15 protein-coding genes and 1 tRNA gene are annotated in these 15,157 nt (G+C 48.8%); 7 read left to right on the forward strand and 9 right to left on the reverse strand.

The annotated features are described in order from the left end of the window. Window positions 1-131 precede the first annotated feature (131 nt). A complete protein-coding gene (yccX, locus tag HOY33_RS05435; protein ID WP_172289189.1) occupies window positions 132-410 on the forward strand; it encodes an acylphosphatase in 279 nt (92 codons plus the stop codon). Between the two features lie 2 nt (window positions 411-412). Here yccX and tusE read toward each other — a convergent pair whose 3' ends face one another. Then, window positions 413-742: a sulfurtransferase TusE gene (gene tusE / locus HOY33_RS05440; protein WP_172289190.1), complete on the reverse strand. Its 330-nt coding sequence runs from the start codon at window positions 740-742 to the stop codon at window positions 413-415. Between the two features lie 128 nt (window positions 743-870). Beyond that, window positions 871-1,530, reverse strand: coding sequence for an FtsH protease modulator YccA (gene yccA / locus HOY33_RS05445; protein WP_172289191.1), 660 nt, complete (start codon window positions 1,528-1,530; stop codon window positions 871-873). A gap of 225 nt (window positions 1,531-1,755) precedes the next feature. On the opposite strand from yccA, the gene HOY33_RS05450 reads away from it, so the two are divergent. Next, window positions 1,756-1,843 (forward strand) — tRNA-Ser (locus HOY33_RS05450). A 284-nt stretch (window positions 1,844-2,127) separates the two neighbouring features. On the opposite strand, the gene HOY33_RS20490 is transcribed toward HOY33_RS05450, so the two are convergent. Continuing rightward, window positions 2,128-2,304: a YnfU family zinc-binding protein gene (locus HOY33_RS20490; protein WP_216660409.1), complete on the reverse strand. Its 177-nt coding sequence runs from the start codon at window positions 2,302-2,304 to the stop codon at window positions 2,128-2,130. Between the two features lie 549 nt (window positions 2,305-2,853). Further along, a complete protein-coding gene (locus HOY33_RS05455; protein WP_172289192.1) occupies window positions 2,854-3,108 on the reverse strand; it encodes a biofilm/acid-resistance regulator YmgB/AriR in 255 nt (84 codons plus the stop codon). 606 nt (window positions 3,109-3,714) lie between these two features. Here HOY33_RS05455 and HOY33_RS05460 point away from each other — a divergent pair. After that, window positions 3,715-4,143, forward strand: a complete 429-nt coding sequence (locus HOY33_RS05460) for a universal stress protein (RefSeq protein ID WP_172289193.1) — start codon at window positions 3,715-3,717, stop codon at window positions 4,141-4,143. 41 nt (window positions 4,144-4,184) lie between these two features. On the opposite strand, the gene HOY33_RS05465 is transcribed toward HOY33_RS05460, so the two are convergent. From HOY33_RS05465 to HOY33_RS05475, 3 genes are all read right to left on the reverse strand, one after another. Continuing rightward, a complete protein-coding gene (locus tag HOY33_RS05465) occupies window positions 4,185-4,451 on the reverse strand; it encodes a DksA/TraR family C4-type zinc finger protein (RefSeq protein WP_172289194.1) in 267 nt (88 codons plus the stop codon). A 57-nt stretch (window positions 4,452-4,508) separates the two neighbouring features. Beyond that, on the reverse strand, window positions 4,509-5,018 hold the full coding sequence (locus HOY33_RS05470) for a DUF523 domain-containing protein (RefSeq protein WP_172289195.1): 510 nt from the start codon (window positions 5,016-5,018) through the stop codon (window positions 4,509-4,511). Window positions 5,019-5,097: 79 nt separating this feature from the next. Further along, complete coding sequence (locus tag HOY33_RS05475) at window positions 5,098-5,316, reverse strand: GhoT/OrtT family toxin (RefSeq protein ID WP_216660410.1); 219 nt, start codon at window positions 5,314-5,316, stop codon at window positions 5,098-5,100. A gap of 204 nt (window positions 5,317-5,520) precedes the next feature. Here HOY33_RS05475 and HOY33_RS05480 point away from each other — a divergent pair, with 204 nt between their 5' ends. Together HOY33_RS05480 and HOY33_RS05485 are read left to right on the forward strand one after the other, a co-directional pair. Next, on the forward strand, window positions 5,521-5,787 hold the full coding sequence (locus tag HOY33_RS05480) for a hypothetical protein (protein WP_172289197.1): 267 nt from the start codon (window positions 5,521-5,523) through the stop codon (window positions 5,785-5,787). 808 nt (window positions 5,788-6,595) lie between these two features. After that, a complete protein-coding gene (locus tag HOY33_RS05485) occupies window positions 6,596-8,260 on the forward strand; it encodes a methyl-accepting chemotaxis protein (protein ID WP_172289198.1) in 1,665 nt (554 codons plus the stop codon). Window positions 8,261-8,357: 97 nt separating this feature from the next. Here the strand turns inward: HOY33_RS05485 and HOY33_RS05490 are convergent, their stop codons facing one another. Both HOY33_RS05490 and HOY33_RS05495 read right to left on the reverse strand, forming a co-directional pair. Further along, entirely contained in the window at window positions 8,358-9,866 is a 1,509-nt protein-coding gene (locus tag HOY33_RS05490; RefSeq protein WP_172289199.1) for a PepSY domain-containing protein, read from the reverse strand. 111 nt (window positions 9,867-9,977) lie between these two features. Further along, the gene (locus HOY33_RS05495; protein ID WP_172289200.1) at window positions 9,978-10,397 is read right to left on the reverse strand and encodes a DUF2946 domain-containing protein; all 420 of its coding nucleotides are present in this window, start codon (window positions 10,395-10,397) and stop codon (window positions 9,978-9,980) included. 677 nt (window positions 10,398-11,074) lie between these two features. Here HOY33_RS05495 and HOY33_RS05500 point away from each other — a divergent pair. Further along, window positions 11,075-12,577 (forward strand): glucan biosynthesis protein G, encoded by a 1,503-nt coding sequence (locus HOY33_RS05500; RefSeq protein WP_216660411.1) that lies wholly within the window; start codon window positions 11,075-11,077, stop codon window positions 12,575-12,577. Further along, window positions 12,570-15,119, forward strand: coding sequence for a glucans biosynthesis glucosyltransferase MdoH (mdoH, locus tag HOY33_RS05505; protein WP_172289202.1), 2,550 nt, complete (start codon window positions 12,570-12,572; stop codon window positions 15,117-15,119). The genes HOY33_RS05500 and mdoH overlap by 8 nt, the downstream gene beginning before the upstream one ends. The last annotated feature ends 38 nt before the right edge of the window (window positions 15,120-15,157 follow it).

A 15,157-nucleotide genomic window follows, 5' to 3' on the forward strand; every position in this document is an offset into this window, starting at 1 on the left:
CGTTTTTTGTACAACATTCACCGGCTGAATACTATAATAGTATGGTGCCATTTTTCAGAAGACACCATTAGGCTGATGCATGAATCACGGCTTCAGATCGCCAGAATCCAATGATTAAAAGGGAGTGAGGAATGCCAACAGTATCTATAGCTGCCCAGGTTTACGGTGTGGTTCAGGGGGTTGGTTTTCGTTATAGCACACAGTATCAGGCGGTACAGCTAGGTCTTAGCGGCTATGTTCGTAACAGTGACGATGGCAGCGTGGAAGTTGTCGCCTGTGGCGAACATCAGGCGGTTGAGCAATTGGTCGCATGGCTGAAGCAAGGCGGCCCGCGTAGCGCCAGTGTGGCGAACGTCGTCACAGAACCGCATGGCAAAGCGGATTACGAAGGTTTCAATATTCGCTATTAAATTTATATGCATTTGACGGGCTTAGGCAGGCCCGCAATCTTGGTCGCTTGCTTGGCCGGCCCTTGGGGGAACAGACGGTACAGGTAGCGGCTATTGCCTTTTTCTTCACCATATTTTTGCGCCATCGCTTTTACCAACATGCGAATGGCCGGCGACGTATTAAACTCCAGATAGAATGCCCGAACAAATCGGACAACCTCCCAGTGCGCCTCAGTAAGCTCAATACTTTCTTGCTCGGCTAATACCGGGGCCAGCGCCTCACTCCAGTCAGCGCTGTCCATCAGGTATCCCTGCGCATCCGTTTCAATAATACGGTCTTCAAACTGCAACATATTTCCTCATGGGTAATGGAATTTCACGGCAGTTTAGCAAAAATTTCTTGTACTAAGAATGCACGCAACGCCTAAAAAAACGCCCCATCTAGGTAGATGGGGCGTTGATCATTCAGGATTGGTGCTGGTTAATCGTTGCGCATAATGCCCAGGATGCTCAACAGACTAACGAAAATGTTATATATCGCGACATAGAGGCTGACGGTCGCCCGAATGTAGTTGGTTTCGCCACCGTGGATGATATTGCTGGTTTCCCAGAGGATCGCACCGGCAGAAAACAGGATAAACATCGCACTGATAGCCAGATGCAGTGCCGGGATTTGCAGGAACAGGTTAGCAATGACGGCAACCACCAGTACGACAAACCCGGTCATCAGCATGCCGGACAGGAAAGACATGTCCTTACGGGTTGTCAATACATAGGCTGAACAGCAGAAGAAGACCAGCGCCGTACCACCCAGAGCAAGCGTAATAATGTCGCCCGCGCCGGAAGATATCAACGTACTTAATAATGGGCCTAGCGTGTATCCCATGAATCCGGTCAGCGCAAAGGCGGCCAGAATACCGGCCGGACTGTTCGCCAGCTTGTGGGTCAGGAACATCAAGCCATAAAAACCGACCAGCATTAACAGCAAGCCAGGCGCCGGCAGGTTAAATACCGTACTGGCCGTAGCGGTGACGGCGGAAAAGCCTAACGTCAGCGATAGCAGGAAATAGGTATTACGCAGCACCTTATGGGTGCTAAGTAACGAACTTTCACGGGTTGATGAAACAACAATACGATCCATATCAGCGACTCTCTCTTTCAGGGTGCCATTATCCAGTGTCAAAGGGTAAATAGTTACTGAAGGTTATTAAAGATGTTTTACCCTTCTTTACGCTGTAAATCGCTATATTTATGAGCATTATGGTGATTTTGCGCCCATTTGAATCATGGGAGATTATTTTTCAGGCAGTTGAACACGATGGTGCTTTACAAGACTCAGCTCTCTGTTTATAGTGCGCGTCATTGCGGAGGAGTGGCCGAGTGGTTGAAGGCACCGGTCTTGAAAACCGGCGACGCGAAAGCGTTCTAGAGTTCGAATCTCTACTCCTCCGCCAATCAATTCAACGGGTTAGCTTAAGGCTAGCCCGTTTTCATATCGGGGATTGTCATCCCGCTGGAATCGTTGCCTGGTATACAGGCATGATCTACATTGATCACGCACACGCCAATTCCATCTGAATGTATTGCCCTCAGATAAAAGCGGAGCATAAGCAAACTGAACGGATAAACGTTTTGGCGCGCTAATTCTGCTATCAAGGTCGCCTAATGCGTCAGGCATTAGTATTGATATGATTGACTTATAACAGTGCTTATTGAGTGGGTAGGATAGAACGTGTGTTTATGCTTTATCTGCTCGCGGCGCTTTGGGAAGAAAAAAGTGACCGCACTTCGGACAAATAAGGGTGGTATTCCTGCGTATTTTGCTGCGCTGTTGCAGAGTAACAAAAGCGCATTCAGGACAGGTCACGTTAATGGATGTGCTACTGAACATCTTTAAGGCATCAAAGATAGACATACTTTCCACTAATTCGATGTATGGGTAAACACTCTAACACTTGACGCATCAATATGATAAAGATTTGTCATAAAAGCGGTAATGCAGAGCATTAATTGTGTTTTAGCGCCTTTCCCTGGTTTTTTATAACAAAGAACGTCGGCATCGCATAGGTCGAGCTTCGTCAATACCTGATGGGAAGTGCCGATTCGATAAAGATAATCGGTCTCTATTGGTTCAATAGCGTGTTTCTGCTTTTTCAATTCTGATTCTAATTATGCAAGCGATTTATTGTCTTGGCTAAGATAATAACAAGAAAGGACTCGTGGAGAAAAGTTAATGATTATGAGTAATAACGTAACACTGATAAAATTCAGTGATGTCAGTATATAAATTGGGAGCTTGGTTTAGCCTATGCAATGCGTTTCGCGGTGAAGATAAAATAACGAAGTATAAAAATGTCCCTGCGTTTTGTTAACGGAAATATAAGGCATGCACAACAGCAGGTTACATGTTTGGTTAATTGCTGATGTTTATCCGGAGTCAGAGCATCCTTCCATGGCGCTCTGATTAAACCAGGAAATCATCCTGTGTTTTATGTACCACCAGATCCAGAAGGGCTCGATACCGGTCCAGAAAGGCTGTGTCAGTCTCAAGTTCAATTTTAGTTACTAACTTTGAGATGATGGATTTGTTAGTAACTGTATGGCCGGACTGGAGTATTTCATCGACAATGTTGCCAAGTATTTCCATTTCACTCATTGGCGTTGTCGCCTTAAAATAATCAGATATCTCTTTATCAGTTTGTGGGGTGTTTGCGTGCATTAGTTTTTCCTCTTCATATGTAGCTCATCACTCATTCACGTTAATGTGACAAATCACATAGGATCATTGAAAACGATCGTTAGAGAATTGCTCGCCTGTGACAACATGGCTTATTAACATTAGTTCATGTCTGGCATAAAACCAGAAAATCTAAAAATAAAATATCGTCAAAGAAATCAATATCCAGAATGATGAATATGAGATTGGCTATTTTTATCTCTATCAGCCTGAAGATAGTCTGTTTGTGATCCAAATGGCTTGTGATGCATACCTTTCGCTGAACCGCTCGCAGACTTTGGCGTCACGCGCCTGATGGTTGGTGGCTATGCTTGACTATTGCATCTGATGTTCATACGACGGCGAATCGTCGTACTTTCCAGGCTGGACGATTGATTGCCCACTATAATGACGTATAGACGTGATTTTATTATTCCTGAAAATCTAACCGTGTGAAAGCAAGGTCGAAAATTTTGACGCAGTGGCCTGTTTGCTAACGGAATACTCATTTTTTGCCATCCTTGCCCCGCAAAAGTGAACAAGATCATGTTACTCAAGAGTCGGGCAGGCTAATCTTTTGTACAACGGTTCATATAATAAGGAGCTGTCATGTATACGACCATTTTAGTGCCAGTTGATATTGAAGAAGATGAATTAACCGAGAAAGCCCTTATCCATGTGGTAAAGCTGGCAAAAACGTCAGAGGCGACAGTGCATCTTTTTCATGCGCTTCCAGATGCAGCGGCATTTTTATCGGCTTATTCTTTCGGGATCAAAGAGTTTGAAAATGAAGCGGTAGTAAAAGCCAACGATAAACTAAAAGCTCTGGTTAAAACTATCGATCTTCCATCATCGCGTTTGTCATTCAGCGTGAGCTTTGGTTCGCCAAGAGATGAAGCATTGCAGTTGGCGGAGGAGATCAACGCCGACCTGATCGTCGTTGGCTCTCGACGACCTGACGTCAAAACTTATCTTCTCGGATCGAATGCCGCTGCTATTGTGCGACATGCTAAAACATCAGTATTGGTTGTTCGCTAAGCAGTCTACCCAGCTTATTCCTGCCCCGGGGATAAGCTAGGCTATCTTAGCTGACTGTCTTTACTGCCACGGCGGTTATAACCGCTGTTCAATGTCTTTTTTTTGTCGAATTTTTCCTGGCAATGGATGCAATATTGCACGCCTGGCAAGGCTTTGCGTCGGGCTTCAGGGATCGGTGCGCCGCACTCTTCACAATATTGCGCGCTTTCGCCGTTATTTAACTGACTGCGCGCCCGTGCGACGGCATCATCAATCGTAGCATCGATTTGATCTTGAACGGCTCCGTCATTTGACCAGCCACTAGCCATGATTACCTCCAGAGAAATAGTGAGCTTGTGCTTAGTATTGGGGATATTTTGAGCGATTCAAGTCTGACTTTCATAACGATCCGCGTATTCAACACGCTCGATTAACCGAACAATTTCGTTATCTGAGAAAACTTCTATGCCATGTGTTCGCAGCAGTTCAGCGGTTACGCCATTTCCGGGGACTTGAGTCCCGTCAAATCTGCCGCTGTAAATGACGTTGCTACCGCACGAGGGACTGCCTTCCGTCAGTAACGCAAAGCGACATGCATGTTGTTTGGCCATTTGTAAGGTTAACCAGGCGCCTAAAATATAACGTTCAGTAACGTCGGCGCCGGTCGCCTCTATCACTCTGGCCCCTTGAGCGATTACCGCGTTCCCTTCCCGTGAAGGGTGAATTTCTGCGCAAGGACGAGGCGTGGCGAACCCCGCCGCCAATTCAGGACAAAACGTCACCAGTCTGGATTGCTGACGCCATTGTGCAAGGTACGCTTCGACCGATTTTTTAGCTGAACCGTTATAACGCACCGTGAAACCAGACAGGCAGGCGCTTATCAGAATGTTTTTCATAGACGGGAGACGGCGTAAAAATAACCATCATAATCGGGCCATTGGCTGGCGCAAGTCGTTTTCAGCGATGATTGCGCCATTAGAAAATGGAGAACAGCAAAACAACAGGAAAACTCAATGGCCATGTGAACCCTATCAGCAAAGATGCCAAAAGCCGAATAGCCAACGACTTGTCTTTACTTAGCAGGAAAGTAACGAGCGTTGAAATAGCAAAACCGATGAAGTAAATAAGCTTGATTAACTCCCACACAGGTTGGTTTGGCACGTTTATTTCCTTTTTTTCTTGATGCCCCTGCATTCTATGCCGTTAATATTTTATGATCAATTTTTTAACTCGGCGATTCAATATACCGCATCTCAAATCTGATTCTCCGGGTGCCAGAGCCATAGGCCGGCAATCTAGGATTCCCCGTCGGCTAAAATCAATTTTTTGCGATATAGATCATAAGGTTTATCCGCCTTTTGCCGATAAAAGATATTCATATCATTCGTGGAGGCAATTATGTTAATGGGAACTCTTAAAGAAACGCTGGTTTTTGTACAAGATGATAACGTCGGACTTCATCGGTACGAGATCTACAAGAGTGACCATAAAGCAGGGTATTTTGTTGTTATCTATGTTCAGAAAACTATTTTTTTTAATGATACGGCAGTGACAACCTGGGTAATCGACAATCCGCATTGGTGCTTGAAATCACACTATATTCCTAATGCCCGGATGGAGTGTGAGGTTCACTGGAAAGAAACATACCGAGCTTTAGTCGCCTGATATAAATACAATGAATGACCATAATGCTTTTATGGCATTCATTGTTTTTTCATAAAATCACATCATCAATTCTTTATTTCTATATCATTTTTATAGTAATTACGCCCGAGTTTTTTATTTTAAGTATTTAAACTCTAAAGGTTATTGACTTTATTTTTATCTTCATTTTTTTTCATCTTATAACCTCATTTATCTTATAAATAGATAAATTATGAAAAAACGATCGATTAAATAGATATGAAATTCATAGAATATAAATAAAGAAGATATAAAGATTATTGCCACAGCGCCGATACTCACCACTCGGTGATAGAGGGATTAAGCTGATTGGCAGATCGTCCTGCTTTTGTAGTTATTCAACATTTATCTCAGGTAGGGGGGTTGAGCGCTTTTCCGGGCACAGGCAAAACGTGGGAAACCGAGTTGTATCGGATGGTGGTTTTTGGCAATGAAGGGGTGTAAGGGATGATGCTTTTTTGTCACAGAGTGACTTTCCGGGGTCCACTGTTTTTGCGTCTCGTCGGTAGGCGTGCGTCTCGTTGTCGGGTTTGGCGATTGGTTGGCCTTTCTTCCTGCTTTCACTATGGCAAACGTTGTTTAGTGATATTGCATCTTGGCATGTTGTTTAGGTTTGTCACCGGGCTTAATAAACACGATGTCCAGGGTTCATATCTTTTGTTAAATATGAGAAGTAACATTGGAACTATAGGTATCAGGGGCAGTAATTATATTTTACTCGGTCTCATTTGAGACTGAGGGTTAGCTATTTCCTTGATGCAGATAGAAAGGATGAATAAAGGAGATTTCAATGAATTTATCCAACTGGCGTATCGGATATCGATTAGGAGCAGGATTCTCTTTCCTGGCGTTAATGCTTTTGGTTGTCGGTAGTGTTGCTATAACAAAGCTGACTGACTTTAATAATAAAATGGATGATATTGTCTCCCAGGATTATCCCTTAACGGTGGAAAGCAATCAGTTGATTGATGAGTTGAATGCTTTTCTCAATAATCAGCAATTGTTGTTATTGCTGAAATCGGAAGCAGAAGTTAAGCAGCAATTAGAGCTTATGAAAGCAAGCTCAGTAAACGTATCCAGATTAATGGATTATCTGCAAAAGCATGTCGAGGATGAAAAATCGCTGGCGATATTGAATGCCATCGGAGATATCCGCAGGGACTTCCTGGCCTCGGCAAATAAACTGACGGCGTTCGCTGTCGCAGGCGACATAGACGGCGCGACTAATGAGTATTTCAATGTCTCTCGCGTCGTCCAGCAGAAGTACAAGGACAAGGTTACTGAGCTTATTGATTCTCAAAATGAGAAAATGAAGGCGTCTGCACAGGATGTGGCTGAAAGTTATAAAGAAACGCTTATCCTCATGGTCATCGTCATCATTGCCGGCGTCATCAGCGGGCTGGTTATTGCCGCGCTGATCACGCGCAGCGTTACTCGTCCGATACAGGACGCGCTGGTCGTAGCCGAGAACGTTGCCAAAGGCGATTTAACCTCTGAAATCCGTATCAACCGCAAAGATGAAACCGGGATGTTGCTAGCGGCTTTGCATAATATGAATACCAGTTTGCGGCAAATTGTCAGCCAGGTGCGGGATGGCGCGGAAACGATTTCAAGCGCAGCCTCGCAGATTGCGGCAGGTAACCAGGATCTTTCGGCCAGAACGGAGGAGCAAGCCAGCTCTCTGGAGGAAACGGCAGCATCGATGGAACAATTGACGTCGACCATAAAGAATACGGCTGACAACACGGCACAGGCCACAGAACTTGCTGCCGATGCATCGGAAACCGTGAAGAAAAGTGGTGAAATGATGGAGATGGTGACACAGGAAATGCGTGGCATCAGAGATTCATCACAGCGAATGGCCGAAATTATTGGCGTGATTGATAGTATTGCTTTCCAGACCAATATCCTGGCGTTGAACGCGGCGGTAGAGGCGGCGCGGGCCGGGGAACAAGGCCGGGGCTTTGCCGTCGTCGCCAGCGAAGTTCGTGCTCTGGCGCAAAGAAGTGCAACCGCCGCTAAAGAGATTAAAGAGTTGATCGATGATTCTTTCAATAAAGTGCAGGGCGGTATGGGGTTGGTAGAGAAAACGGGCGTCACGATGAATTCACTGGTGACGAACGTTGAAGGGGTTAACGGGATCATCAGTGAAATTGCTCAAGCGAGTCGTGAGCAGAGTGACGGCATTAACCAAATTAACCTGGCTGTCGGGCAGATCGATACTACAACCCAGCAAAATGCGGCATTGGTTGAAGAGTCTGCCGCTGCGGCGCTCTCTTTGCAGGATCAGGCGCATAGCCTTACCCGAACGGTAAGCGTGTTCAATCTGGGATCGGCGTATGCGGGATCGCTATCCAACAGAAAAGCGCCAGCGCCGGCGTTGATTTCCCCGGAAAGCGCGGGAACCACAAAAGAGAAGAAGTCGGGAGAACTGGCGGATTGGGCCTCTTTTTAAGATAACCCGTTATTAATTCTTCGTATTTCAGGCCGCCATTGAAGGGTTCAATGGCGGCTTTTTTATGGCGGACATCCCTGTCCGTCGATTTACCAGGTCACTGCGACGGATCAGCCGTTCGATTCCGCTGCCAGCGAATGACATCAATCAGTATAAACAGCAGCAGGCTTATCCCCATAACCGGCAAGCACACCGCAAGCAGAGCGGATGTCGTTATCAATACTAGTCTGGGAAAAAGGCGAACCAGCAATAGTGCGCTGGTCAGCGTTTTAACGGGATTATTGCCGGGGTGTTTGGGACGACGGATCCACCACATTCGATATCCCCACACAATCATGGCGCAGAGTCCGATCCCGAAAGCCGCAAGCAGCAGTTGATTCGCCAATCCGAACAGAATCCCCATATGCGCATCAACGCCCCAGCGGGTCAGTTTGGCGGCCAGCGGAAAGGTGCTGAAATCTGTTTTGTCGATAATTTCAAGGGTAGAAGGATTCACCGAAACCGCATCAACCTGCGTAGGCCAGGCGCGGTCGATTTCCGTGACCGTCCAGGCCTGATTAGGTTTGCCGGCAGGTTTTATTTCGATTTTTTTTGCATCAATGCCTGCCGCCCTAGCTATGGCTAAAACCCGATCAAATCTATCCGGCGGGCTATATATTGCAGGCGTCATGGGCATCGAAGAATGATGTTCGGCATGTTCGCTGGCGGTCATATGGCCGTGGTCAGACATATGCGCATGAGTGGATACCGTCGTCGGCCCGGTGATGAGCTGCGTTTTCACCGACGGGGTTTGCCAGCCTAACAGGTTTCGCGCCACGGAAATATTACTGCCGGCCCACTTTGACCAGGTCAGACCGGTGGCGGAAAAGAATAACAGACCGACAATAAGGCTCAGCCCCAGGGTAGTGTGCCAACGGCGCAGGCGGCGATGCGTGGTCGCCGGCGTCTGGCGTTTTTGGGTTTTTCGCTGCCTGGTCGATGTCGTCGAATGTCGTGTCGCCCCCCAAATCAGTGCGCCGCCTAATGCGGCAACCCATAGCCAGGAGGCGGCCAGTTCGCTGTAATTGCGTCCAATCTCACCGAGTAGCAATTCTCGATGCAGGTAATCAAGCCAGGTACGAAAGGGCAGAATGCCGCTGGTGCCATAAACGGTTTCATCGCCTCGAATTTCCAGTGTGGCGGGATCGATAAATATGGCCCGGCTTTCCGATGGCCCCAGTTCAGGAGACGCAAACATCACTCTGGTGGTTTCACCTTGCGTGGGCGCCGGACGGACGGCGGCTAAGCGCGCTTCATGCTGATGTCCGAGCACCGCCTGAGCCGCCACGATTTGATCTGCCAGCGGACGAGGCGCCGCGTGGCTTTCGGTAAAGAGCTGATGCGCATATAGCCGGTTTTCTATCTGCGGCGTCAGGACATATAACGTCCCCGTGAGCGCCGCAATGAAAATGAAAGGCCCGACAAAAATACCAATATAAAAATGAAGACGAATAAATAAGGCAATCATCGCGGTACGCAACGATGCTGCCTCGGCGATCCTGGATTGCGCGGCCGTCGAGAGTGGCGAACCCGGGGGAACAGATGCCTGCGTTTTACGAAACGTCATAAAACCTTCTGAAGTCAGTTAGCAGAAAAACGACCAACGCGACGCAGTACCCGGAACAAGATAGCGTCGTCTGGCTTGGTAATAAATGCATACGGGCTTATCGGGATAGACTCAATGGGGCGGGGCGCGTGGAACGGGAGAGGCAAATCTGGCGATCGGAATGCTGAGGGATACGAACGTTACCGCCTGGATATTGGATATAGACGGTTTCAGCACAATGATGATGCTATCTACGGCAGCTAATACCGGCGTGTGGGCCAAAAGCACACAATAGCCACAGGCGGCATGATCCGTCATGGAGGCTGGCTGAGGGGAAGACGAATGCTGTGGATGACTAGCGTGAGATCCAGACGGCGTATGTCCGGCGTGATGATGCTCGGCTGAAATCGGCGATGTGTTTAGTGCTTGCTCTGTGCCATCATTGCCGTACGCCAGCGTTTGTGAAATCACTGGGGCAATGGAAAGGGTCAATATGGCAAAGATACCGAGCCAGGCCGGGAAACCTCGCCGCCGCAACAGAGACAAAAGCATGACGTGGATGATTAAGCTATATCGAATTCAGTGGTGATACTGTACCTTATTTACTCTCTTTTAGTTAAATAAATGTTTATGTGGCGTTTTTTGAATATGAAAGAACAGCGTATACACCGGTGGTATGCCCGTTATCGCTGACGGATAAATACCGTCGTTAACGCTGTTACGCCATTGATAATAAATAAATTTCGCCGTTCAGCAAACGGAATATGGCCGAAGCCGGGTAAAGGAGGTATTTGGTCTCGTTGGCGTCGAAATGGGCCGGTACATATTAAGACTTTTCTTAGTATGTGCTTTCGGAAGTGAATCTTCAGCTGTTTCAGGCAACAATGGGTTTGCCGACATCGTTTGAATTGGGGAGTAATCGGCGACGATCGGTGTCAATATCGCGCTGATTTTGAGAAAAAGACGGTTGATGCGTTTTTAACGCGGAAAGCGGTGAATTTTATCGGTTTTCCACTTATCAACCCGATTTATCATCTATTGGCGTTCGCGTTGTTTAAACGCTGACCTATTATGATGAACCATATCTTTATCAAGTTGTCGGAAAGCTAACTTATCCATTAATATGGATTTTAGTTGATTGAAGCACACGAACAGGGGGAGTTGTGCTGGTTAATAAATTTCGAGTTAAACAGCGGGTTGCTAGCCTTCGCTGGCTTTCGGCGGTAGTCATGTTGTCTTTAAGTTCGGTACCGGCTTGGGCATTTTCGATTGATGATGTTGCGCAACAAGCGGAAAAATTGGCGGCGAAAGGTTTTGAAGCGCCGAAAAGCAATCTTCCGGCGCAATTCCGTGATATGAAATTTGCTGATTACCAGCAAATTCTGTTCAATCACGAAAAATCATACTGGAATAACTTACAGACGCCGTTCAAGCTACAGTTCTATCACCAGGGGATGTATTTCGATACGCCGGTGAAAATTAATGAAGTGACTGCGACAACGGTAAAGGAAATTAAATACTCGGCGGATTACTTTAATTTTGGTTCAGTCAACCACGACCCTGACACCGTGAAGAACCTCGGTTTTGCCGGGTTTAAAGTGCTCTATCCGATTAATAAAGCGGGTAAGGACGATGAAATCGTCAGTATGTTGGGCGCCAGTTATTTCCGCGTCGTCGGCAAAGGCCAGATTTATGGGTTGTCCGCGCGCGGTTTGGCGATTGATACGGCGTTGCCTTCCGGTGAGGAGTTTCCGCGCTTCCGCGAGTTTTGGATCGAACGTCCGAAACAGAATGATAAACATCTGGTGATTTATGCCTTGCTTGATTCGCCGCGCGCGACAGGGGCATACCGCTTTGTGGTCTATCCGGGGCGCGACAGCATCATCGATGTTCAATCTAAGGTATTCCTGCGTGATAACGTGGGCAAGCTGGGCGTGGCGCCGCTGACCAGCATGTACCTGTTTGGGCCGAATCAGCCGTCTTCAACCTTGAACTACCGTCCCGCGTTACATGATTCCAATGGCTTGTCGATCCATGCCGGCAATGGCGAGTGGATTTGGCGGCCGCTGAATAATCCTCGGCACCTGTCCGTCAGTACCTATGCGGTGGAGAATCCGAAAGGATTTGGGTTGTTGCAGCGCGGGCGCGATTTCGCCGCTTATGAGGATCTTGATGATCGTTATGATTTGCGTCCGAGCGGCTGGATAGAACCAAAAGGCGAATGGGGCAAAGGTAAAGTCGAGCTGGTTGAGATCCCGACCGCCGATGAAACCAACGATAACATCGTCGCTTTCTGGACGCCGGATGTTTTACCGGAAACGGGTAAGCCTCTGGAACTGAGATATCGTTTGCATTTCACCCGCGATGAAGATCAGTTGCATTCGCCGGATATCGCCTATGTTCAGCAGACCCGCCGCTCGACCGGCGATGTTAAGCAGTCGAACCTGATTCGCCAGCCCGACGGTACGATCGCTTTCATCGTGGACTTTGTCGGCCCGACGCTAAAAGCGATGGATGAAGCGACGCCTGTCGCCGCTCAGGCCAGTATTGGCGACAACGGCGAGATTGTGGAAAACAGCGTGCGCTATAATCCGGTGACGAATGGCTGGCGTCTGACGCTGCGTCTGCGTGTGAAAGATAATAAACAGCCAACAGAAATGAGAGCAGCGTTGGTTAATGGTGAAACAACATTGACCGAAACCTGGAGCTATCAGCTACCTGCTAATGAATAAGTCAACTTCTTCTCTCGATTATATCGGGAAACTGCCCTTGTCTGCCGAGCAGGCAAGGGCTCTGCGCGAAAAACTACCGCCGTCGGATAATATCGATCAGTCCGCATTACATCAGGCATTGTCTGGCGACAGCCAGGCCAGGATTCAGCGAGAAGAAGATGCTGCGCTGAATTCGGTTCAGACTCGTCTGGAAATGGCCTGGCCGGATGGTTTGAATGACGGGAAGCAACTGGGCAAGGATACCGAAGGGCGGACGGCATTGAAGGCCATGCCGACAATCACCCGTTCTTCGATGTTTCCCGATGTCTGGCGCACCAACCCGCTGGTTCGCTGGTGGGAAAGTCTGTTGGGACGAACTGTTCCGCCTCGCCATCATTCCAGCCCGGAAGAAACGATCTCTGAAAACAGATGGCGTATGGTCGGTACGATCCGGCGCTATGTCTTGCTGATTCTGACGCTTTTTCAGACGGCGATTGCAACGTGGTATATGAAAACCATCCTGCCCTATCAAGGCTGGGCGTTGATCGACCCGTTTGAGATGGCCGATCAGCCCTTGATGCAATCATTCCTGCAATTGCTGCCGTATGTGTTGCAGAGCGGCATTCTTATCCTGTTTGCGGTTCTATTCTGCTGGGTTTCCGCGGGCTTCTGGACTGCGCTGATGGGATTCCTGCAACTGCTGATTGGCCGGGACAAGTACAGTATTTCCTCCACCACGGTTGGCGATGAACCGCTTAATCCGGAACATCGTACCGCGCTGATCATGCCTATCTGTAACGAAGATGTAGAGCGCGTATTTGCCGGCCTGCGCGCCACGTATGAATCCGTGGAAGCCACCGGGATGATCGAGCACTTCGATATTTATGTGTTAAGCGACAGTAACGATCCGGATACCTGCATCGCAGAGCAAAAGGCCTGGATGGAGCTTTGCCGCGACGTGGGCGGAGCAGGGCGTATTTTTTACCGTCGACGCCGCCGCCGCGTAAAACGCAAGAGCGGCAACATTGACGACTTTTGCCGCCGCTGGGGCAATCAATACAGTTATATGGTGATTCTGGATGCCGACAGCGTAATGAGCGGCGAGTGTCTGACTTCTCTCGTCAGGCTGATGGAAGCGAATCCCAATGCGGGGATTATCCAGTCCTCGCCGAAAGCATCGGGTATGGATACGTTGTATGCGCGCTGCCAGCAGTTTGCAACCCGCGTCTACGGCCCGCTGTTTACCGCCGGTCTACATTTCTGGCAGTTGGGCGAATCCCATTACTGGGGGCATAACGCCATCATCCGGGTGAAGCCGTTTATCGAACATTGCGCGTTGGCGCCGTTGCCAGGCGAGGGTTCATTCGCGGGGGCCATCCTTTCGCATGATTTTGTCGAAGCGGCGTTGATGCGCCGGGCCGGATGGGGAGTCTGGATCGCCTACGACCTGCCGGGCAGCTATGAGGAATTGCCGCCTAACCTGTTGGATGAGCTGAAACGCGATCGCCGCTGGTGTCATGGCAATCTGATGAACTTCCGGCTGTTCCTGGTTAAAGGCATGCATCCGGTGCACCGTGCGGTGTTCCTGACTGGCGTCATGTCCTACCTGTCGGCGCCGTTATGGTTCATGTTTCTGGCGCTGTCTACGGCGTTGCAGGTGGTGCATACCTTGATGGAGCCGCAGTATTTCCTGCAACCCAGACAGCTATTTCCCGTGTGGCCGCAGTGGCGCCCGGAGTTGGCCATCGCGCTATTCTCAACCACGCTGGTGTTGTTGTTCTTACCCAAACTGTTAAGCGTGATCCTGGTGTGCGCCAAAGGCGCGAAAGCCTATGGCGGTGTGTTGCGCCTGTTTGTTTCACTGCTGTTGGAAATGCTGTTCTCTGTTTTATTAGCGCCGGTCAGGATGCTGTTTCATACCGTCTTTGTGGTCAGCGCATTTCTGGGGTGGTCGGTACAGTGGAACTCGCCACAGCGTGATGATGACGCTACGCCATGGGGTGAGGCTTTTGTTCGCCATGGTTCGCAGTTAGCGTTGGGACTGGTTTGGGCGATAGGGATGGCGTGGTTGGACCTGCGTTTCCTGTGGTGGCTTTCCCCCATCGTGTTCTCACTGATTCTGTCGCCGTTCGTCTCCGTTTATTCCAGCCGGGCTTCATTGGGGCTGGCCTGTAAACGAGCCAAACTGTTACTGATCCCTGAAGAATATGCGCCGCCGCGCGAACTGGTTGCGACCGATGAATATTGTCGATTGAACCGTCAGCGCAAGCTGGATCATGGCTTTATTCAGGCGGTTTTTGACCCGTCGATTAATGCGCTGGCCAGCGCGATGGCGACGGCCCGCCATCGTTTCAGTCAGGCTATTGAGGATGTGCGTGAGCAGAATGTCAGTGATGCGCTCAGCCGAAAACCGCAAGAGGTCGGCGATAATCAGCGGCTAATGCTGCTGAGCGATCCGGTGACGATATCCCGCCTTCATTACCGTTTATGGCAGATGCCGGAACAGTATGCGGCGTGGTCCGATTATTACCGCAATCTACCCTCGCCGTTTATTAAGCAATAATGCACGGCTGGGCGTAACCGATAAAAAGCAACGGCATA

This window comes from Brenneria sp. hezel4-2-4, from assembly GCF_013155275.1.
GTDB lineage: Bacteria > Pseudomonadota > Gammaproteobacteria > Enterobacterales > Enterobacteriaceae > Brenneria.